Genomic DNA, 20,049 nt, shown 5'->3' with positions numbered 1-20,049 from the left:
CCACGGTGGTGTTCACCCCCCCCCCCCCGGCCCGCGGGGTGGCCCCCGGGGGGGGGGCGGGCGGGGGGGGCCTCCGGGGGTTCCCCGCGGCGGCCGCGTTGGCGGCCCAGGTCGGGGTCCGCTGGGTGGTCGCCCGCGGCATGACCAGCGAGGTCACCGTCGAGCTGGACGGCGCCGAGCTGTCCTTCACCGTCTCGGTGCCCGGCCGGCACTACGCGCACAACGCGGTCTCCGCGCTGGCCGCCGGCGTCGCGCTGGGCGTCCCGGCCGCCGACCTGGCCAAGGCCCTCGGCGCCTACACCGGCGTGCGGCGCCGCCTCCAGCTCAAGGGCGAGGCCGGCGGCGTCCAGGTGATCGACTCCTACGCCCACCACCCCACCGAGATGGCCGCCGACCTGGAGGCGATCCGGGAGGGCCTGGAGGGCGAGGGCCGGGTACTGGTGGTCTTCCAGCCGCACCTGTTCAGCCGCACCCAGCAGCTCGCCGAGGAGATGGGCCAGGCCCTGGCGCTGGCCGACGCCTCGGTGGTGCTGGACATCTACCCGGCCCGCGAGGACCCGATCCCCGGCGTGACCAGCGAGCTGATCATCGACGCCGCCCACCGGGCCGGCGCCGACGTCACCGCCGAGCACTCCTTCGCCGCCGCCCCCGCCGTGCTGGCCGGCCTGGCCCGCCCCGGCGACCTGCTGCTCACCATGGGCGCCGGCGACGTCACCAACCTGGGCCCCGCCATCCTGGAGGAGATCCGGGGAAGCGTGCAGCACCTCTCGAACGTTGCCTCCAACGTCTGACGTACCCCGACCGGGAGCCGTGATGAGCTACGAGATCGAGAAGACCGAGGCCGAGTGGCGGGACGAGCTGAGCCCCGAGGAGTACCACGTGCTCCGCGAGGCGGGCACCGAGCGCCCGTTCACCGGTGAGTACACCGACACCAAGACCGTCGGCGTCTACGGCTGCCGGGCCTGCGGCGCGGAGCTGTTCAGCTCCGAGGCCAAGTTCGACAGCCACTGCGGCTGGCCGTCGTACTACGCGCCGCTGGCCGGGGACCGGGTCCAGTACATCGAGGACACCACGCTCGGCATGCGCCGGGTCGAGGTGCGCTGCGCCCGCTGCGGCGGGCACCTGGGCCACGTCTTCGAGGGCGAGGGCTACGGCACGCCGACCGACCAGCGGTACTGCATCAACAGCGTCTCGCTGACGCTGAAGCCGGCCGAGTAGCACCGGCCGGTCGCGCCGCGAGGGCCCGGGTTTCCGTACGGACGGACACCCGGGCCCTCGTCCGTCCCGGCCGCCAGGGCCCGAACCGCTCGGACCGCTCGGGTTCGGACCACTCAGAGCACCGGGGCTCAGGCCGTCGGGGCGAAGCGGACCGGGAGGTGGACCAGGGCCCGGTGGAACGGGCCGGGGCGCCAGAGCAGCTCCTCGGCCGGGGTGGCCAGTTCGAGGTCGCTGAGCCGGCTGGTCAGCTGCTCGATCGCGGTGATCGCGATCAGCAGCGCCGGGTCACGGGCCGGGCAGCCGTGCGGGCCGGCCGCCCAGGCCAGGTGGGCGCTCTCGCCGCTGCGCAGCTCGGTGCCGTCGGTGGGCGGCGCGGCCTGCGAGTTGGCGGCCGCGTAGGAGACCAGCACCAGGGTGCCGGCTGGGATCTCCCGGCCGTGGAAGGTGATGTCGTAGCGCGGGTAGTGGGCGGAGAGGTTGGCCAGCGGCGGCTCGTGCCAGAGCACCTCGTCGATCGCCTGGTAGGCGGTCATCGCGCCGCCGATGAGGGAGCCGGCGTAGCGGGCGTCGGTGAGCAGGCGCAGCAGGGCGTTGCCGATCAGGTTGGTGGTCGGCTCGTGCCCGGCGATCATGGTGAGGGTGATCTGCCGGATCACCTCGTCGTCCTCCAGCCCGGCCGGGTGGGTGACGAACCAGGAGGTGAGGTCGTGCCGGGGCCGCTCGCGCCGCTCGGCGACCATGGCGGTGACCACCGCGACGAGGTCCCCGTACGCGACGACGGCCTTCTCGGTGGACTCGATCATCCCGGCGATCCCGGCGACCAGCCGGGCGCTGTGCTCCTCGGGCACACCGAACCAGGTGGTGAGGACGAAGGCCGGCAGCTGGCGGGCGTACTCGGCGATCAGGTCGGCGGTGCCGGCCGCCTCGAAGCGGTCGACCAGTTGGTGGGCGACCTCGGCGACCCGGCGCTGGAGCCGGTGCGGTTCGAGCAGGGCGAGGCCGTCGGTGATCACCGCGCGGTAGCGCGCGTGCACCTCGCCGTCGCTGAACAGGGCGGTCGGGCGGTAGCCGAGCACCGGCAGCAGCGGGTTGTCGGGGGCGACGGTGCGCTGCCAGGCGCGGGAGTCCTTGGAGAAGGTGTCGGTGTCGCGCAGCAGGTCCAGGGCGGCCTGGTAGTCGGTGACCAGCAGGGCCTCGACGCCGGGTGCGATCTCCACCGGGGCGACGGCCCCGTAGCGGCGCAGCCGGTCGTAGACCAGCTGCGGGTCGGCGGCGAAGACCGGGCCGTAGATCGGGGTGGGGCGGGTGTCGGTGGTCACGGGCGCTCCTCGGCGGCGGAGGCGGCAGGGACGGTCGCTACCTGGTCTGCGGGGTCGGGGGCGTTCGCGGGGGCGGCGGGCAGGCCGTCGAGGACGTGCTCGGCCAGCGCGATCAGCGCGTCCAGGCTGGCGCCGCGCTCGCGGGCGTCGCAGAGCAGCAGCGGGGTGGTGGGGTGCAGGTCCAGGTGGGCGCGCAGCACCTCGATCGAGTGGACCGGCGCGTCCGGGAAGCAGTTGACGGCGACGGCGTAGGGCAGGCCCTGCTCCTCGACCATGTCCATGATCTCGAAGGAGTCGGCGAGCCGGCGGGTGTCGGCGAGCACCAGCGCGCCGAGGGCGCCGCGGGCGATGTCCTGCCAGAGCGGGAAGAAGCGGCGCTGACCGGGGGTGCCGAACATGTAGAGCACGAGGTTGCCGGGCAGGGTCAGTCGGCCGAAGTCGACGGCGACCGTGGTGGTGGCCTTCTCGGGCAGGCCGGCCAGGTCGTCCACCGGCCGTCCGGTCTCGGTCATCGCCTCCTCGGTGTGCAGGGTGGCGATCTCGGAGAGGGTGCGGATGAGCGTCGTCTTGCCGACCCCGAACGGGCCGGCCACCACCAGCTTCATCAGCGTCTGGTCCCGGTCGGGCAGGTAGCCCACCCGGCTCGGCCGGTCGGCCGGGCTACCGGAGCGCACGGAGTCCAACGAGGAGCCTCTCGACGATGGAGCGGTCGGTCTGCTGGGCGCGCGGGATCGGCGCGCGGGCGCGCAGGCAGCCCGCCTCGACCAGATCGGCCGCGAGGAAGACGGTGGCGCTGACCGGCAGGCACAGGTGCGCGGCGGCCTCCACCACGGTCAGCGCGCCGGGGCGCAGCAGTTCCCAGAGCCGCTGGTGTTCGGGTTCCAGCTCGCGGGGCGGTTCGGTGCGGTCCGCGAACAGCACGGTGAGCCGGTCGAAGCCGGCGGTGCCGGGGCGGCTGCGGCCGCCGGTGGCCAGGTAGGCGGGCACCATCCGCCTGCGGGGTACGGCGGTCATGATCGGACGGTGGTGTCCTGCTGCCGGCTCGGACTCGCGAGGGCACGACCCAGGGCGGCGACCTGCACCTGCATCTGGTAGGCCACGTTGCCGAGTTGGGCCTCCGGGGAGGTGAACACGGCGAGCGAGGTGTTCTCCCCGGCCGGGACGACGACGGCGTAGCCGAGGTCGGACTCGACGACGGTCTGGGCCAGCCGGGGCCGTTCGGTGTCGGTGAAGGCGCTGGTGAACGCTCGGGCGGCGGCGTGCACGGTGGCGGTCATCGCGGCGACCCGCTCGGCGGAGGCGCGGTCGAGCCCGTCGGAGGCTCCCTCGACGAGGCCGTCACCGGTGGCGATGACCGCGTGCAGCACCCCCGGCAGCTCCAGCAGCGGGGTCAGCACCCACGAGATCTCGTCGGTGGTGGTCGGGCTGGGCGTGCTGGTCACTGCTCGGCTCCTTCGGGGGTCGGGGCGGGCGGACGGACGGTGGTGCGGGCACCGGTGTCGCGGGCGGCCGCGGTCGGGCCGCTCCCGCCGGTCGGGCTGGATTCGCCGGTCGTGTTGGTCCCGGCGGCCGGGCTGGTCCCGGCGGTCGTGCTGGACTCGCCGGTCGTGCTGGACTCGCCGGTCGTGCTGGTCCCGCGGGCGGCCTGTGCCACGGCGGCGCGGCCGGAGTCGGTGCCCTCCTGGAGCGCCTGCCAGTGGGCGGCGGCGCGCTCGGGCGTCCGCTCGGGGGCCCGGGCGGGCGGCTCGGCCGGTACGGCGGACGGCCTGGCGGCGGGCTCGGGGGCGCCGGGGCCGTCGGCAGTGACCGGTCGGCGGCGCCGCCGGCTGGGCAGGCCGGTGCCGTCGTCGACCGGGTCGGCGGGGCCGGCCGGCGCGTCGGGCACCGCGTGGATGGCGGGCGCGGGGTGCGGGCCCGGCTGGTTGTGCCGGTCGGCGAGCGGGGGCGGCCCGTCGCCCTCGTCGGCGTCGCGCATCGGCGGGACGGCCTGGACGGTGGGCGCGGGGGCCGGGCCGGCGCCGGCCCGCAGCGGCAGCGGGGTGAGCACCGACAGCGGCTGCTCGTCGTCGACGACGGTCACCAGCGCGGCCGGGATGCGCAGGATGGTGCGCATCCCGCCGTACGGCGAGGGCTCGATGTGGCAGGAGAAGCCGTACTGGCGAGCCAGTTTGCCGATCACCGCGAAGCCGGTCTTGGGCGGGTTGCCGAGTTCGGTGAGCAGGACGTCGGGCGGGCCTGCCAGCAGTCGGCGGGCCCGGCGCAGCTGGTCGTCGTCCATGCCGATGCCGCTGTCGTCGATGATCACCAGCGCGCCACGGCCGCCCTGCTGGACGGTGACCGGGATGTCGGTCTCCGGGTGCGAGTAGGCGGAGGCGTTGGCGAGGAGTTCGGCGACGGTGATGGCCAGCGGCTCCGCGGCCCGGGCGACCACGGCGAGCCGCTGCTCGCGCAGGTGGTTGGCGACCTTGATCCGGGCATAGCCGGGCACCCGGGAGAGCGCGCCGACCACCACTTCGGCGAGCGGCGAGTCGGTGCGGGCCAGGCCGGGCCAGGCTTCGCAGAGCACGGCGACGGTCTGGATCCGGCGCAGCGCGACCTCGTTGCGGAAGTCGACCTCCAGCAGCCGGGGGTCGTCGTTGTCGTGCTGGAGCTGCTGGACCAGGCTCTGGATCTGGTAGAGCAGCGTCTGGATCCGGGAGGTGGCGCCGCGCATGGCGGCGCGGGCGGCGGCGTCGACGCGTTCGCGCTCGTCGGTGAGGGCGGCGGAGGCGGCGTCCAGGACGGACTGCAGCGCCCGGACGGCCTCGGGGCCGACGGCCTGCGGGTCCAGCGGGCCGACCAGCGGGGCGTTGGCGTGGCTGAGCCGGACGGCGGTGGCGGCCACCCGTTCCTGGGCGAGGTGGCCGATCTCGGCGAGCAGGGCGGCGGTGTGCTCCTCGGCGACGGTGAGCCGCCGTTCGGCCTCCCCGGCCCGGGTGCTCGCGGCGGCGGCCCGCTGGTCGGTCTCCCGGGTGGTGTCCTCGGCGGTGCGGGCTCGGCTCTCGGCCTCCCGGGTGCGCTCCTCGGCGGCCCGGTAGCGGCTCTCGGCGTGGTGGGTCTCCTCGGTGGCGCGCCGGGCGGCCTCCTGCGCCTCGCGCAGTTGCTGCTCGGCGCGGGCCAGCCGGCCTTCGGCGGCGCGGGCGCGTTCCTCGCCGTGGCCGCGGGCGGTCTCGGCGGCGACCGCCCGGGTGAGGGCCCGGGCCCGGCCGCGGGCGAGCACGCCCGCCGTCGCGGCGGCGACCAGCGCCAGGGCGATCAGCGCAATCTGCGCGATCTGCGTCATCGAAGTCCTCGGGAGTCCTCTGGGGGTCCTGGCTGGTCGGCTGCTGCCGGGCCGGGGGCCGGTGGTGGTCCGGCCGGGGCGCGGCGGGCGGTCAGTCCCGGGCGGTCAGTCCCGGGCGGCGGCGCGCGGGCGCGGGCTGCGGGCGGCGTCCTCGGAGAGTTCGCGGGCCACCTGGGCGACCTGGCCCATGGCCTCCAGGACGTTCGGCACCTCGGTGCCGTCCAGGTGCCGGTACTCGGCGGCGACGGTGAGCACCAGCCGCTCGGGCAGGCCGAGTTCGGGGTGGCGCTGCTCGGCGATCACCCGTCGGGCGGCGTCCAGCGCGGGGATCCCGGCGGTGTGCAGGGCGTGCGCGCGCTCCCGGACGTACGTCAGGTAGGCGATGTGGTGGCGGACGCCGTCGCGGTCGAGCACGGGGCCGTGGCCGGGGACGAAGATCTCGGCGCCGGTGGCCAGGATCCGCTCGCAGGCGGTGATCACGTTCTCCAGCGGGCCGGCCCAGTGCACCGGGTGGTCGCCGGGGTACTCGGGGGTCGAGCCGAAGATCACGTCGCCGGTGAAGACGGCACGCTGGTACGGGAGGTGGACGATCAGGTCGCCGCTGGTGTGGGCGGCGGGCAGGCCGGTCACCTGCACCGGGTACTCCCCCACCCGCAGTTCCAGCTCGCCGGTGAAGACGGTGTCCGGGTGCACGGGGTCGGTGGCGGACCAGTCGAACCGTCCGAAGTGCTCTCTGAGGTAGCCGCCGAGCGGGGAGTCCGGGTCGCCGCCGACGACGAGGGCGTGCTGCTGCTGCGGGGTGGGCTCGTAGTGGATGTGCTCCAGCGCCTCGCGGGTGGAGATCACCTCGGCGTCCGGGACGACTCCGGCGCCCCACAGGTGGTCGCCGTTGGCGTGGGTGACGATCACCCGGTCGACCTCGACCCCGGCCGGCAGCAGGCGGCGGCTGGCGGCGAGGAACTCCCCGGCCAGGGTGGGGTCGTAGGGGGTGTCGATCCAGAGCGCGGTCTTCGCCGAGGCCAGCAGTCCGCAGTTGGCCAGGCCCCAGCCCCGCTTCGGGGGGAGCCACACGTACAGGTCCTCGGCAATCGCGCTCACGTTCGCACGGTTGATCGTCATGTGCGCGATTATGCCCAAAGTGTGTCAGGGGCGGGGCAAAACCTGTACGGCCGCCAGGAGTTACTGCCCCAGACTCTCCCGAGCTGTCCGGTTTCGCCCCCTGTGGTCGAGACCAATCGTCTCAACCGTCGGGACGACCCGTGGACACCTCGCCCCGGAATCCCGACGGAACGTCGGACCGGGGCGCGGGCAGGGTACGACAGACCTCGACCGTGACGTCGACGGTGTCCAGGCCTATCACCCGCCCCTCCACCGCGACGAATCCTTTCTCCCCCGAGCGGAAGAGCGCCGCCAGCGGGGAGTTGCGGCTCGCCGCGGTCAACGCCTCCACCGCCATCGCGGAACCGAAGGCGAACACCCCGCAGAGCACGACGCAGGGCGCCTGCCGGGGCGTGCGGGTCACGAAGATGAAACCGTGGTCGCGGATCAGCTCCCCGGCCGGGTTGTACAGCGCCTCGAAGGTCATTGCGCCCCACCGGGCACGGGCCTCGTCCGGGTACTCGATGGCGAAATCCGGGAACACCGCGTCCAGCACGCCACCGGAATAGGAGTTGACGCTCGGGCCCCCGATCGAGAACGTCGGCATCCGCGGATCCTGCGCGCCGGCCACCACCAGCTCGATCGTCGCCTTCCGGTTGACCTTCCGCAGCAGGTCGGTGAGCCCCGCTATCGCCCTGGCCTCGGCCATCGGCATGAACAGCACGTTCTTCGGCCCGCGGCTGGTCAGCTGGCAGCCGTCCGTGGTGAAGGCGAACTCCGCGACCTCGATGCTCGGCGTGATGATCTGCACCCGGCTGTACGGCGCCAGCAGCGCCCGCAGGAAGCCGTAGCGCAGGAACAGTCTGGTCCGGGCGAGGGAGCGGGCCGCGAGGAAGCCGATCACGGCCGGAACCGATGCGATGAACACCTGGAGCAGGATCTCCATATCATCCCCACGGAGAAAGACTCGACCACGAACTGTGTGCCCTGGTTAAGTCCCCTCCGTGGCCGGAAATACCCCCCTCGCGGCAATTCCGACCGTCAGGATTGCCGCACCCCGCGTCACTTCAAGCGCTTGATCCCCTTGCGTTCCCCGGCGCACCGCTCGTACCCCAGCCACGCGTTGATCGCGAGCATCGGCGCATTGGTCTCGTCGTTGGAGGTGTACGCGCGCCGGTAGCCCGCCGCGGCCGCCAGGCGCAGCGACTCCAGCTTGGCCAGCTTGCTCAGCCCGCGCCCGCGGAACTCCCGGCGGCAGGCGGTGAACGCGGACCAGTAGCGGTCCACCCCGTCGGTCTGCGCCATGCTGAACGCGGCCGGTTCGCCGTCCACCACGGCGACGACGGTCAGTGCCCGGTCCAGGTCCGGCCGGGCCCAGTCGCCCCGCAGCCAGTCCTCGTACTCCAGGGCGTCCATCGGCACCTCGCCGGGCTCGTCCCGGACGGCGTCCGCCTCGACCAGGAACAGCGGGCGCGGGTCGGCCGCCCAGTCGGCGGCCGGGCGCAGCTCGACGCCGGCCGGCCGTACGGGCGCCTGCGGCAGCGGCAGCGCCAAGTCCCGTCCGCCGAACTGCGCCGCGCGCCCGAGCTCGTAGCCCCGGGCGGCGGCGAAGGCCAGCGAGGCGGGCTCGTCGTCCAGCCAGGTGTGCAGCTCGCTCACCCCGTGCCCGGCCAGGTGCCGTTCGGCCGCGGCCAGCAGCGCGGTCGCCGCGCCGCGCCGCCGGAACCGCGGCAGCACGCTGCCGTTGGCGTACCCGACGCCGGCGGTCGTCGTCCCGAGCACCGCCGCACAGCGCACCGCGCCGACCACCCGGCCGTCCAGCTCGGCGACGAAGGTGCGGAAGTGCTCGCCCGGGCTCTGCCGGCCGTTCATCCAGAGCAGGGCCTCGGAGGTCATCACCAGGTGCTCGCGCCCGGCCCGGTGGGCGGCGGCCACGGCCTCGGCGTCGTCGGGGCGGAAGTCACGGATCGTCAAAGAAGTCATGGGTTCCCACGCTAGCCCCGCCCGCCCGTCCGGCGCCTGCGAATTTTCCCTCGCCGGTGCGCCTCACCTGCGGCAACGGCCCCGGCTCGGGACCAAAGTCCCTCACCCCCGCGGCGGCAAGCTCAAATAATGCTCTGAGAAGACCGGGCGGGGCTTGGCAGCCGCCCCACCCGGGGACATCCTCAGCAACACGGCCGCGCGGTCCTGGCGACGAAGCCCGCACCACCCGACGGCCTCCCCACCCGGCCCTCCGAAAGGGGGCGAACCGATGACCTCCCCTGCCCTGGACCTGCCCGGCTCCGCCACCCCGGCGCGGGGCGGCACACCCCGCCTCGGCGTCGGCCTCGGCTGGCGCAGCGAGATCGACACCGTCGTCGAACGCCAACCCGGCCTGGACTGGGTCGAGGTGGTCGCCGAGAACATCTGCGCCGACCACCTGCCCGAGTCCCTGACGGTCCTGCGCGCCCGCGGCGTCACCGTCATCCCGCACGGCGTGGCGCTCGGCCTCGGCGGCGCCGACCTGCCCGACCCCGCCCGGCTCGCCAAGCTCGCCGGGGCGGCGCTCGCCCTCGGCTCCCCGCTGGTCACCGAGCACCTGGCGTTCGTCCGGGCCGGCGGCCTGGAGGCCGGCCACCTGCTGCCCGTCCCCCGCACCCGGGACTCGCTGCGGGTGATCGCCGAGAACGTCCGGATCGCCCAGGACCAACTCCCGGTGCCGCTCGCACTGGAGAACATCGCCGCCCAGCTGGCCTGGCCCGACGACGAGCTGACCGAGGGGCAGTTCCTCGCCGAACTGGTCGAGCGGACCGGCGTCCGGCTGCTGATCGACGTCGCCAACCTGCACACCAACCGGGTCAACCTCGGCATCGACCCGGCCGCCGAACTGGACCGCCTGCCGCTGGAGGCGCTCGCCTACGTCCACGTCGCCGGCGGCACCCTGGTCGACGGCGTCTGGCACGACACCCACGCCCACCCCGTCACCGAACCGGTGCTGGAGGTCCTGGCCGAACTCTGCGCACGGGTCGCACCACCCGGCGTCCTGCTGGAACGGGACGCCGCCTTCCCGCCGCCCAGCGAGCTGGCCGGCGAACTGGACGCCATCCGCCGGGTGCTGGAGGGGAGCACCCCGCGGACGGCCCCACCGGCCCCCCGCACCGAGCCCCGGGAGACCGCGGCGGGCGCGTGCCCGAGCGGCACCCGCGCCCGGCTGGCGCGGCGCCAGGAGGACCTGCTCGCCGCCCTGGTGGCCGGCGGGCCAGTCCCGCCCGGCTTCGACCCGGACCAGGTCCGCGCCCAGTCCACCGGCCTGGCCACCAAACGGCGGGACACCGTCGCCAAGGTGGCCCCCGAACTGCCCCGCCTGCTCGGCCGGCCGTACGGGCCGTTGTTCCTCGACTACGCCCGCCGGCACCCGCAGACCGGCGGCTACCGCACCGACGCCCGGGCCTTCGCCGCCTGGGCACTCGCCGACGGCGGCCCGCTCGCCGCCGACCACCGCCGGGCCCTGGAACAGTGGCTCCACCCGGCCGCCGAGCGGCCGCCCGGCGCGTTCGCCCGCCTGCGCCGAGCCCTGCGGCACTGAGCAGGCACTGAGCAGGCACTGAGCAGGCGCTGAGCAGGCGCTGAGCAGGCGCTGAGCACCCGTCTTCACCGCACACCTTCGGGGGGAACCCGCCCATGTGGCACAACACCTACTTCGTCATCCCCGCCGTCCTGCTGGTGGCGGCCTCGCTGTACGCGGCCCGGACCAAGCATCGGGTCGGCCACGTCGCACACGTCCGGGGCCTGCCGGGCCGCGGCCTGCCGCTGATGGACACCGCCTTCCTGTCCGGCGGCCCCGGCCGGGTCTTCGACACCGCCCTGATCCGGATGCACCTCTCCGAGCGGGCCGTGATCAGCCGCGCCGGCCTGGTCACCCTCACCGGGCACAAGCCGTACGACGCCGTCGACCAGGCCGTCCTGGACGCCGTCGGCCCGGGCGGCAGCCGTGAACTCGCCCCGCTGCGCCGGGCCGTGATGCGCTCCGCCGCCGTGCAGGAGATCGGCAACCGGCTCGCCGACCGCGGCCTGATGCGCCGCCCCGAGCGGCTGCGGCGGGCCCGCACCGCCCGGCGGCTGCTCTGGCTCGCGCTGCTCGGCGTCGCCGTCTCGACCGTCCTCGCCCACGTGCTGGACGACGGCGGCGCCGGCTCCGACCGCCCCGCGCCGTGGGTCCCGGTGGTGCTCCTGGTCTTCGGCGGGATGAGCCTGCTCGTCACCTGGCCGGTCAAGGGCCGGATCACCCCGGCCGGGCGGCGCCAGCTCTCCCTGATGAAGGTCGGCACGCCGTGGACGCCGAGCGCCGGCCTGTCGCCGAAGACGACCGGCGGCGTGCTGCTGGGCGCCCTCGCGCTCGGCGGGCTGGCCGCCGCCGGGCTGGAGGACGACGAGCTGCAGTCCGCGATGCTGGCCGCGGCCGCCCAGGACGAGGCGATGAAGTCGGCCGCCGCGAGCTCCTACGCCGCCTCCTCCTCGACGGGCTCCTCCAGCAGCTTTCCCCCCAGCTCGTGCAGCTCGTCCGGGTCCTCCTGCGGGGGCTCCACGGCCTGGTGCGGCTCCTCCCACTCCGGCTCCTCCGGCTGCGGGGGAAGCAGTAGCAGCTGCGGATCCTCGTCCTCCAGCTGCGGCTCCGGCTCCAGCAGTTGCGGCTCCTCCTCGTCGAGCTGCGGGTCGTCCTCGTCCAGTTGCGGGTCGTCCTCGTCGAGCTGCGGTGGCGGCGGCGGCTGCGGCTCCTGACGTCACAGTTCGGTATCGCGGTCCGGGAAGCCGTTCCCCGCGCCGTCGGCCCAGGCATACAACAAGCCCATGTGGTTGCTGTTCCTGATACCGGCGTGCGTCGCGGCGGTCCTCTCGTGTCTCCGGCTCGTCCGGACGACCGCCACCGCCGACGCCCTGGCCGAGGCGGACGGCCTGCGCCCGCCCGAGGCCGTCGGGATCGGGCTGTACGAGACGGCCTACCTGGCCGGCGGCCCGGACCGGGTGGTCGAACTCGCCCTCGTCCTGATGGCCGGCCGGGGCCGGCTGCACCTGGCGCACACCGGCTGGACGACGGTGGTCGACCCCCGGGGCCGCAGCCGCCTGGAACGCGCGGTCATCGTCACCGTCGGCCCCGACGGCCAGTGCCGCACCGACGGGCTGCGCCGGGCGATGGCCGAGCACCCGACCGTCCTGGAGATCGGCGCCCGGCTCTCGCTGGCCGGCCTGGCCACCCCGGCCCTGGTCCAGCGCAGCACCGTCCTGGTGGTCCGGCAGGTACGGCACGCGCTGCTGCTGACGCTCCTCCTGCTGGCCGCCGCGCTGGCCCTCACCGGCTTCACCGGCGGTGACACCGTCGCCCCGCTCGCCTGGTTCTCGCTGCCGCTGGTGCTCACCTCGGGCACCCTGCTGATGGCCCGGGTCGACGTCTACCCCTACACCCGCTGGGCGTCCCCGGTCGGCCAGGAGGTGCTGCGCGAGGTCCGCCCGGCCCGCCAGCACGGCCTCGCCGACGACGAGGAGCGCGAACTGCTCACCGCCGTCGCCATGAACGGCCCCGCCGTCCTCCCCGACCCCCGCCTGCGCGCCGCCCTCCGCCCCCACCGGACGTGACACGCGAAACGGGGCCCGCCGAAGCGGACCCCGTTCACCGATCCCGCGGAACTCAGGCCAGGCCGTTGAGCAGCTCGCTGACCGGCTTGCGGCGGCCGGTGAAGAACGGCACCTCCTCGCGGACGTGCAGCCGGGCCCGGGAGGGGCGCAGGTCGCGCATCAGGTCGACGATGCGGTGCAGCTCGTCCGCCTCGAAGGCGAGCAGCCACTCGTAGTCGCCGAGCGCGAACGAGGCCACCGTGTTGGCCCGCACGTCCGGGTAGCCGCGGGCCATCTGGCCGTGCTCGGAGAGCATCGCGCGCCGCTCGGCGTCCGGCAGCAGGTACCACTCGTAGGAGCGGACGAACGGGTACACGCAGACGTAGTCGCGCGCGCGCTCGTCGGCGAGGAACGCCGGGATGTGCGACTTGTTGAACTCGGCGGGGCGGTGCAGCGCCATGTTGGACCAGACCGGCTCCAGCTGGCGGCCGAGGCCCGTGCGGCGGAAGCGGTTGTACGCCTCCTGCAAGTCGTCCGAGTCCTCGGCGTGCCACCAGACCATGAGGTCGGCGTCCGCGCGCAGACCGGACACGTCGTACGTGCCGCGCACCGTCACGTCCTTCGCGGCCAGCTGGGCGAACAGCTCGTCCACCTCGGCGGCCAGGGCCGTGCGGTCCTCGGGCAGCGTGCCCTTGAGCTTGAACACCGACCACATGGTGTAGCGGATGACCTGGTTCAGGTCGCGCGCCTTCTTCTTCTCGGGCTGCTGCTCCGGCTGCCGCTCAACGGTCTCAGTCATGCGCCCATTGTCCTCTCCGTGGAACCTTCCCCGGTTGCCGGGGTCAACAGTTTGTCGAGGGCCGCCACCGCGGCGGCCGCCGAGCCGATGCAGGCCGGAATGCCGACCCCGTCGTACGCGGCGCCGCACAGCGCCAGTCCCCCCACCCCGGCGGCCGCCGCCCGAATCCGGGCCACCCGGTCCAGGTGGCCCACCGGGTACTGCGGCAGGCCCGCCCGGAAGCGCGCGACGGCGGTGTCGTACGGCCGGGCGGTCAGGCCGATCGCCTCCCCGAGGTCCGCCAGCGACCGGGCCACCAGCTCCTCGTCCGGCAGCTCCAGCGCCTCCTCCTCGCGGTAGCGGCCCAGCGAGGTGCGCAGCAGGAACGCGTCCGGGGCGGAACGCTCCAGCCAGCCCCACTTGTTGGAGGAGAAGGTCGACGCCTTGATCCGCCGCCCGTCCACCGGCGGCACCAGGAACCCGCTGCCGGCCGGCGGCTCCGCCAGGTCGGCCCGGCGGAACGCCAGGGTCACCAGCGCCATGCCCGCGTACTCGACGGCGTCCAGCTCGGCGGCCGCCGCCGGCGCGTCCGCGCGCAGCAGCCGGGCCGCGGCCGGCGCCGGGACGGCCAGCACCACGGCGTCCGCGTGCAACACCTCGCCGCCGCCGGTCACCACCCGCCAGCCCCCGGGGGTGCGGTGCAGCCCGTCCACCGACGTGCCGGTGCGCAGGTCCACGCCCGCCTTCCGGCAGGCGGCGGCGACGGCCTCCGGCAGGGTGCCGAGCCCGCCGCGCAGGCCCTGGAACACCGGCGTGCCGACCACCTTCGGCCGCGAGGCCAGCTCGTGCACCCCGTCGACCAGCGAGCCGCCGCCCCGCGCGATCGCCAGCAGCTGCGGCACGGCGGCGCGCAGCGAGATCTCCTCGGCCCGCCCGGCGTAGACGCCGCCCAGCAGCGGCTCGACCAGCCGGTCCACCACCTCCTGGCCCAGCCGGTCGGCGACGTAGCGGCCGATCGCCACGTCGTCCCCGACCTCGGTGGCGCCCTCGTGCCGGGCCCGCTCCAGCCCCTCGGCGGTGAGCACCCCGGAGGCCGCCAGCGCGTCCAGATCGCCCGGGACGCCCATCACCTGCCCGCCCGGCAGCGGGCGCAGCGCGCCCCGCGTCCAGATCGAGGCCTTCGCGGTGGTCGGCGGCTCCAACTCCTCGCCCAGCCCGACCGCCCGGGCCAGCTCCACCGCCTCCGGCCGCCGCGCGAGCATCGACTCGGCCCCCAGGTCCACCCGGACCCCGCCGACCTCGCCGCCCCGCAGCTTCCCGCCGACCCGCTCCGACGCCTCCAGCAGCGTCACCCGCGCCCGCACCGGCCCCCCGGCGGCCCCGCTCAGAAAAGCGGCCGCAGCCAGCCCCGCGATCCCACCACCGACGACGACGACCTGTGCATCCGACATGCCTCGCAGTCTCGCAGGTCTTTACACCGGGCCCTCAATCCGCTGCACGCCGCCCGCTCGGCACCAGCCCGTCCAGATCGATCGTGATCGGGAACGGCACCGGGCGTTCGAGTTTGCCGCGGAAGGTCCCGGCCGGGACGTAGGAGGACGTCGCCGGCTCCAGCTCGAAGACGTGCACGACCGGCAGGCCGTCCTCCTCCTCGACGATCCAGTAGTGCGGGATCCCGGCCTCGGCGTACTTGCGGACCTTGACCGTACGGTCGCGGTGCGCGGACTCCGGGGAGACGACCTCGACCACGAGCGGGACCTCGCCGGGCGCGAACCAGGTCCGATCGGGGTCGAAGTCCGCGTCGGTGACCAGCACATCCGACTCCAGGCGGCTGCGCCGGTCCAGCGTGATCGTCATGCCCCCGGTCGCCCGCTGCCCGGCCGGCACCAGCCCGTCCAGTGCTGCGGTCAGCTGCGACCCGACATGGCTGTGCCAGAACGACTGGGGCCTGCTGCGGAAGACCAGGGCGCCGTCGATGAGTTCGGTGTGCTTGGGCGCATCGGGCAGGTGGTCGAGGTCCTCGGCGAACCAGCCTTCGACTCGGGGTGCGTACATCCACTCCGGCAGCTCATCCATGGCCCCAACGTAGCGGATCGGGCACACCCCGTAAGGTCGGTCCATGGAACCGATCGTGGTGAGTGCGTGTCTGGCCGGGGTGCCGTGTCGGTACGACGGGCGGGCGAAGACCTCGCCGGACGTGGTGGGGCTGGTCGAGGCGGGGCGGGCGGTGGTGGTGTGCCCGGAGGGGGCGGGCGGGCTGCCGACCCCGCGGCCCGCGGCGGAGATCGTGGGCGGGGACGGCGCGGACGTGCTGGACGGGCGGGCCCGGGTGGTGGACGCGACGGGCGCGGACTGTACGGCGGAGTTCGTGGCCGGGGCCCGGGCGGCGCTGGCGGCGGCCGAGGCCGCGGGGGCGCGGCGGGCGGTGCTGATGGCGCGCAGCCCGTCGTGCGGCTGCGGGCGGGTGTACGACGGGACGTTCACCGGGGAGCTGCGCCCCGGGGACGGGGTGACGGCGGCGCTGCTGCGGCGGGCGGGCATCGAGGTTGTCCGGTCCGCTGCCGAGCTGTGATCGAGTCGCGACCTTCCGGCGGGGTCCGCCCGGGGCGTTCCTTCGTCCAATGGGGAGATCTCACAACGGACTTGGGGAGGGCTTCGGAATGGGGAGACGGGCAGGGGCGGGGGCGCTGGCGGTAGCGACCGCGGGCGTGCTGCTGGTCGGGGCGTGCAGCGCAGGCGGTGCGGACCGGGCGGGGGAGGCGGCGAAGGCGGACGCCGTCGCACCGGCGGCACCGGCGGCACCGGCGGCCGCGCCGAGCGCCGCCGGGACGGCGCCGGCGGCGGGGGCGAGCGCCCAGCCGGTCGCGGACAACCGGCTGATCGCGTACACCGCGCAGTTGACGCTGCGGACCGGGGACGTCGCCCAGGTGCTGGCGAAGGCCCGGGAGTTGACGGCGGCCGCGGGCGGCTACGTCGGCGCCGAGTCGGTCTCCGGCGCGGTGGAGGGCGGGTCGGGGAGCACGGCGGGGGGCGAGGCGGGCGGCCAGCTGACGCTGAGGATCCCCTCCGCCGCGTACCAGCAGACGCTGGACCAGCTGGCCGCGCTGGGCCAGGTGGTGTCCCGCAGGAGCCAGGCGGACGACCTGACCCAGCAGGTCGCGGACGTGGCGAGCCGGGTGCAGACCCAGCAGGCGAGCGTGGAGCGGGTGCGGGCGCTGATGGGGCAGGCGAAGTCGCTGAGCGAGGTGACCACGCTGGAGGCCGAGTTGAGCCGCCGGGAGGCCGATCTGGAGTCGCTGCAGAAGCAGCAGAAGGAGCTGGCCGGCAAGACCTCGCTCTCGACCGTCACGCTGGACGTGCGCCGTGCGGCCGCCTCGCCGACGCCCACCCCGGGACCGCCGAAGGGTGGCGGCGAGGGCTTCGGGGCGTCGGTCGGCTCCGCGCTGGGCGGCGGCTGGCACGTACTGGTGGCGATCGTGCGCGCCCTGGCGGTGGGGCTCGCGGCGGTGGCGCCGTTCCTGCTGGTGCTGGGCGTCCCGGGGGCGCTGCTGTACCGGCTGTGGCGCCGGCGCCGCCCGGCGGCCGCGCCGCCCCCGGAGTCCGGCCCGCAGGAAGGGCCCGCGGAGGACTGAACGAGGACTGGGCGAGGACTGACCACGGCGGGCCCCCTCCCGGCCGGGAGGGAGCCCGCCGCCGGGGTCAGCGGGCGCTGGCCTCGTGGACGAAGGCGACGAGACGGGAGAGGGCGTCCGGGTCCATGGACGGCAGGACGCCGTGGCCGAGGTTGAAGATGTGGCCGCTGGTGCCGAGGGCCTGGGCGGCGTGCAGCACCTCGCGGGCCTTGGTCTCGACGACCTTGGTGGGGGCGAACAGCACGGCCGGGTCGAGGTTGCCCTGGAGACCCTTGCCGGGGCCGACCCGCTCGGCCGCGACGTTCAGCGGCACCCGCCAGTCGACGCCGACGATGTCCGCGCCGGCCTGGCCCATCAGGCCGAGGAGCTCGCCGGTGCCGACGCCGAAGTGGATCCGCGGCACGCCGTAGGAGGCGACGGCGTCGAAGACCTTGGTGCTGGACGGCATGACCGAGCGGCGGTAGTCGTCGGGGGCGAGCGAGCCGACCCAGGAGTCGAAGAGCTGGACGGCCGAGGCGCCGGCCTCGATCTGCACCTTCAGGAAGGTGGAGGTGATGTCGGCGAGCCGGTCGACCAGGGCGGCCCACAGCTCGGGCTGCCCGTACATCATGGCCTTGGTGTGCTCGTGGTTCTTGGACGGGCCGCCCTCGACCAGGTAGCTGGCCAGCGTGTAGGGGGCGCCGGCGAAGCCGATCAGCGGGGTCTCGCCGAGTTCGTCCACCAGCAGGCCGACGGCCTCGGTGATGTAGGGGACGTCGTCGGGCTCCAGCGGGCGCAGCCGCTTGAGGTCCTCGGCGGTGCGGATCGGGTCGGCGATGACCGGGCCGACGTTGGGCTTGATCTCGACGTCGATGCCGACGGCCTTGAGCGGCACCACGATGTCGCTGAAGAAGATCGCCGCGTCCACCTTGTGCCGGCGGACCGGCTGGAGGGTGATCTCCTTGACCAGCTCGGGCCGCATGCAGGACTCCAGCATGGGGATGCCCTCGCGGACCTTCAGGTACTCCGGCAGCGAGCGGCCGGCCTGGCGCATGAACCACACCGGGGTGTGCGGCACGGGCTCGTGCCGGCAGGCGCGCAGGAACGCGGAGTCGTGCGCGGCGCCGCGGCGCGCGGGGGTGGGCCGGCCGTCGGGGGTGGCCGCCGTGGTGTCTGCCGTAGTCTCGCTCACGGTCCAAATCTTCGCATGCGCCTCGGGGCGCTCTTCCCGGCCGGTCTCGTCGGTTCCTCCAAGATCTGGCCGGGTTTGCCGTTCCGGCACGCCGCTCGGACGGAAGTTGCGGCCTTAACCGCGGTTTTCGACCTAGTCTTCGGGTCATGGCAGCGGTCGGCGGGCACCCCGCGCAGGGTGGCGGAGCAGGTGGCGGAACAGGTCGGGAGGGGGCTCCGAGCGAGTTCCGGGCCGCCGTGGAGGCCCTCGACGGCGCCCGGCTGCGGCCCGAGATCCAGCTCTCCCCCGCGCCGGCCCCGCGCCGGCTGGCCCCGTACGCGTTCGCGGTGACCGCCTCGGTGGAGGTGGACGGCGAGGAGCTGGCGGACGGCCGGCTGGTGCTGCTGTACGACCCGGCCGGGCAGGAGGCCTGGAACGGGGAGTTCCGGGTGGTGACGATGACCCGGGCGGAGCTGGAGCCGGAGATGGCCGGCGACCCGATGCTCTCGGAGGTCGGCTGGGCCTGGCTGCTGGACTCGCTGCAGGCGCACGGGGCCGGGTACGCGGAGCCGTCCGGCACGGTGAGCCACTGCGCCTCGCAGTACTTCGGCGGGCTGGCGGACCGCCCGTCCTCGACCGAGATCGAGATCCGGGCCTCCTGGACGCCGGCCGACGGCCGGTTCGAGCGGCACCTGGCGGCCTGGGGGGACCTGCTGTGCATCAGCGCCGGCCTGCCGCCGGCCGCGCCGGCCCCGCAGGCGCCGGCCGATGTGCCGTCACTCGGTGGGGTGGTCCCGATGCCCGCGCGGCGGCGTCCTCGTTCGCACTGAGGAGTGGCGCCCCGGGCCGGGCGGCCCCGGCGGCCCCGATGCCACCCCCAGGGCTGACGGAGTGTGACTTCGATCCCGCTCTGGGTCAATTAACCGGTTGAAACCGACCGATCAGCACCAGATCTGATCGATTTTGTGCGAATTCAGGACGGGTCGCATCACTCATATGCGCGATTTGTCCGTATTGTTACTCACTAGATCGTGATCTTTCGCTAAAGCCGGGCACGGTAGCTGCCGAAGCAGACTGTGACCCTTTCCGAACGCGGAACACTCCGACCGCCCCCTCGGGGTTCCGTCCGCCACTCCCCGCAGGAGGCCTGGTGTCGGTCCTTCTTGAGCACCCCGCAAACGTGGTCGCCTACCGGCCGACCAAGCCCACCGCCATGGTGGTCATCGCCGATCCCCGTGTCCGAAACACCGTCACCCGCCATCTGTGGGCGCTCGGCGTCCGGGACGTGATCGAAGTGTCCTCGATCGCCGAGGCCCGCCCCCGGGTCTCCACCCCGCGCGACATCTGCGTCGCCGACGTACACCTGCCGGACGGCTCCGGCCTGACCATCCTCGCCGAGACCCGCGCCGCGGGCTGGCCCAACGGCCTGGCCCTGTCCGCCGCCGACGACATCGGCGCCGTGCGCAGCGCGCTGGCCGGCGGCGTCAAGGGATACGTCGTCACGGGCACCCGCACCAACGTGGCGATGCCCGGCCGCCCGGGCCTGCCGCTCGGCGCCGCCGGGCTGGCCGGGCGGATGCGCCGCCCCGGCATGCCGGGCATGCCGGGCGCCGTGGGTGCGCCGGGCGCCCACGGAACCCACGGAGCCCCCGGTGCGCCCGGTGCGCCGGGCACGCAGCAGTCCGCCTACCGCGAGCTGTCGGGCCGTGAGGTCGAGGTGCTGCGGCTGGTCGCCGAAGGACAGTCGAACAAGGCGATCGGGGTGGCGATGGGCCTGTCGGCACTCACCGTCAAGAGCCACCTCGCCCGGATCGCCCGCAAGCTGGGCACCGGCGACCGCGCCGGGATGGTCGCGGTCGCGCTGCGCACCGGCATCATCCACTGAGTCCTCGGACGGCCCCGCCACGGGCGGGGGGGGGGGGCGAGTGTGTCGCGGGGCCCCC

At 74.7% G+C, this 20,049-nt stretch carries 21 protein-coding genes; 9 read left to right on the top strand and 12 right to left on the bottom strand.

Features of this window, described 5'->3' with window-relative positions; genetic code table 11:
* The coding region (locus tag ACFV6I_RS22330) for a glutamate ligase domain-containing protein (protein WP_380427225.1) at nucleotides 1-791 on the top strand (791 nt) is incomplete at its 5' end.
* A 22-nt stretch (nucleotides 792-813) separates the two neighbouring features.
* Complete coding sequence (gene msrB / locus ACFV6I_RS22325) at nucleotides 814-1,218, top strand: peptide-methionine (R)-S-oxide reductase MsrB (protein WP_380427223.1); 405 nt, start codon at nucleotides 814-816, stop codon at nucleotides 1,216-1,218.
* A gap of 128 nt (nucleotides 1,219-1,346) precedes the next feature.
* Here msrB and ACFV6I_RS22320 read toward each other — a convergent pair whose 3' ends face one another.
* The 8 genes from ACFV6I_RS22320 to ACFV6I_RS22285 form a co-directional block, all read right to left on the bottom strand.
* Entirely contained in the window at nucleotides 1,347-2,537 is a 1,191-nt protein-coding gene (locus ACFV6I_RS22320; RefSeq protein ID WP_380427221.1) for a cytochrome P450, read from the bottom strand.
* Nucleotides 2,534-3,142 (bottom strand): ATP/GTP-binding protein, encoded by a 609-nt coding sequence (locus ACFV6I_RS22315; RefSeq protein ID WP_363369119.1) that lies wholly within the window; start codon nucleotides 3,140-3,142, stop codon nucleotides 2,534-2,536. The genes ACFV6I_RS22320 and ACFV6I_RS22315 overlap by 4 nt, the downstream gene beginning before the upstream one ends.
* A gap of 55 nt (nucleotides 3,143-3,197) precedes the next feature.
* Entirely contained in the window at nucleotides 3,198-3,551 is a 354-nt protein-coding gene (locus tag ACFV6I_RS22310; RefSeq protein ID WP_063349488.1) for a DUF742 domain-containing protein, read from the bottom strand.
* Nucleotides 3,548-3,979 (bottom strand): roadblock/LC7 domain-containing protein, encoded by a 432-nt coding sequence (locus tag ACFV6I_RS22305; protein WP_363368868.1) that lies wholly within the window; start codon nucleotides 3,977-3,979, stop codon nucleotides 3,548-3,550. Before ACFV6I_RS22305 ends, ACFV6I_RS22310 begins: the two co-directional genes overlap by 4 nt.
* A complete protein-coding gene (locus tag ACFV6I_RS22300) occupies nucleotides 3,976-5,859 on the bottom strand; it encodes an ATP-binding protein (protein ID WP_380427219.1) in 1,884 nt (627 codons plus the stop codon). Before ACFV6I_RS22300 ends, ACFV6I_RS22305 begins: the two co-directional genes overlap by 4 nt.
* A gap of 105 nt (nucleotides 5,860-5,964) precedes the next feature.
* A complete protein-coding gene (locus ACFV6I_RS22295) occupies nucleotides 5,965-6,978 on the bottom strand; it encodes an MBL fold metallo-hydrolase (protein ID WP_063349485.1) in 1,014 nt (337 codons plus the stop codon).
* 121 nt (nucleotides 6,979-7,099) lie between these two features.
* Nucleotides 7,100-7,903, bottom strand: coding sequence for a hypothetical protein (locus ACFV6I_RS22290; protein ID WP_063349484.1), 804 nt, complete (start codon nucleotides 7,901-7,903; stop codon nucleotides 7,100-7,102).
* A 116-nt stretch (nucleotides 7,904-8,019) separates the two neighbouring features.
* Nucleotides 8,020-8,940 carry a GNAT family N-acetyltransferase gene (locus ACFV6I_RS22285; protein ID WP_380427217.1) on the bottom strand — a complete coding sequence of 307 codons (921 nt, stop codon included), beginning with the start codon at nucleotides 8,938-8,940 and terminating at the stop codon, nucleotides 8,020-8,022.
* A 268-nt stretch (nucleotides 8,941-9,208) separates the two neighbouring features.
* Here ACFV6I_RS22285 and ACFV6I_RS22280 point away from each other — a divergent pair, with 268 nt between their 5' ends.
* The 3 genes from ACFV6I_RS22280 to ACFV6I_RS22270 all read left to right on the top strand — a co-directional run bounded on the left by ACFV6I_RS22280 (nucleotide 9,209) and on the right by ACFV6I_RS22270 (nucleotide 12,567).
* Nucleotides 9,209-10,522 carry a DUF692 domain-containing protein gene (locus ACFV6I_RS22280; protein ID WP_380427215.1) on the top strand — a complete coding sequence of 438 codons (1,314 nt, stop codon included), beginning with the start codon at nucleotides 9,209-9,211 and terminating at the stop codon, nucleotides 10,520-10,522.
* A gap of 95 nt (nucleotides 10,523-10,617) precedes the next feature.
* Nucleotides 10,618-11,715 carry a TIGR04222 domain-containing membrane protein gene (locus tag ACFV6I_RS22275; protein WP_380427213.1) on the top strand — a complete coding sequence of 366 codons (1,098 nt, stop codon included), beginning with the start codon at nucleotides 10,618-10,620 and terminating at the stop codon, nucleotides 11,713-11,715.
* Between the two features lie 69 nt (nucleotides 11,716-11,784).
* The gene (locus ACFV6I_RS22270; RefSeq protein WP_380427211.1) at nucleotides 11,785-12,567 is read left to right on the top strand and encodes a TIGR04222 domain-containing membrane protein; all 783 of its coding nucleotides are present in this window, start codon (nucleotides 11,785-11,787) and stop codon (nucleotides 12,565-12,567) included.
* A 52-nt stretch (nucleotides 12,568-12,619) separates the two neighbouring features.
* On the opposite strand, the gene hemQ is transcribed toward ACFV6I_RS22270, so the two are convergent.
* Genes hemQ through ACFV6I_RS22255 form a run of 3 tightly spaced genes read right to left on the bottom strand, consistent with a single transcriptional unit; the run spans nucleotide 12,620 to nucleotide 15,400 of the window.
* A complete protein-coding gene (hemQ, locus tag ACFV6I_RS22265; protein ID WP_063349479.1) occupies nucleotides 12,620-13,345 on the bottom strand; it encodes a hydrogen peroxide-dependent heme synthase in 726 nt (241 codons plus the stop codon).
* The gene (gene hemG, locus ACFV6I_RS22260; protein WP_380427209.1) at nucleotides 13,342-14,775 is read right to left on the bottom strand and encodes a protoporphyrinogen oxidase; all 1,434 of its coding nucleotides are present in this window, start codon (nucleotides 14,773-14,775) and stop codon (nucleotides 13,342-13,344) included. Before hemG ends, hemQ begins: the two co-directional genes overlap by 4 nt.
* A 34-nt stretch (nucleotides 14,776-14,809) precedes the next feature.
* Nucleotides 14,810-15,400, bottom strand: a complete 591-nt coding sequence (locus ACFV6I_RS22255) for a Uma2 family endonuclease (protein WP_380427207.1) — start codon at nucleotides 15,398-15,400, stop codon at nucleotides 14,810-14,812.
* 43 nt (nucleotides 15,401-15,443) lie between these two features.
* Between ACFV6I_RS22255 and ACFV6I_RS22250 the strand changes: the two genes are divergently transcribed.
* Together ACFV6I_RS22250 and ACFV6I_RS22245 are read left to right on the top strand one after the other, a co-directional pair.
* Nucleotides 15,444-15,896, top strand: a complete 453-nt coding sequence (locus ACFV6I_RS22250; protein ID WP_363627966.1) for a DUF523 domain-containing protein — start codon at nucleotides 15,444-15,446, stop codon at nucleotides 15,894-15,896.
* Nucleotides 15,897-15,984: 88 nt separating this feature from the next.
* Nucleotides 15,985-16,956 (top strand): DUF4349 domain-containing protein, encoded by a 972-nt coding sequence (locus ACFV6I_RS22245; protein WP_380427205.1) that lies wholly within the window; start codon nucleotides 15,985-15,987, stop codon nucleotides 16,954-16,956.
* 67 nt (nucleotides 16,957-17,023) lie between these two features.
* Here ACFV6I_RS22245 and hemE read toward each other — a convergent pair whose 3' ends face one another.
* Nucleotides 17,024-18,127: a uroporphyrinogen decarboxylase gene (gene hemE / locus ACFV6I_RS22240; RefSeq protein WP_063349474.1), complete on the bottom strand. Its 1,104-nt coding sequence runs from the start codon at nucleotides 18,125-18,127 to the stop codon at nucleotides 17,024-17,026.
* Between the two features lie 146 nt (nucleotides 18,128-18,273).
* Between hemE and ACFV6I_RS22235 the strand changes: the two genes are divergently transcribed.
* Nucleotides 18,274-18,936 (top strand): DUF3000 domain-containing protein, encoded by a 663-nt coding sequence (locus ACFV6I_RS22235; RefSeq protein WP_363368843.1) that lies wholly within the window; start codon nucleotides 18,274-18,276, stop codon nucleotides 18,934-18,936.
* 320 nt (nucleotides 18,937-19,256) lie between these two features.
* On the top strand, nucleotides 19,257-19,991 hold the full coding sequence (locus ACFV6I_RS22230) for a response regulator transcription factor (RefSeq protein ID WP_063349472.1): 735 nt from the start codon (nucleotides 19,257-19,259) through the stop codon (nucleotides 19,989-19,991).
* Nucleotides 19,992-20,049: the final 58 nt, after the last annotated feature.

The organism is Kitasatospora sp. NPDC059803, assembly GCF_042732255.1.
Classification (GTDB): Bacteria; Actinomycetota; Actinomycetes; order Streptomycetales; family Streptomycetaceae; genus Kitasatospora.
Note: the sequence above shows the minus strand (reverse complement) of the source record. Positions and strands in the feature narration are given on the sequence as shown.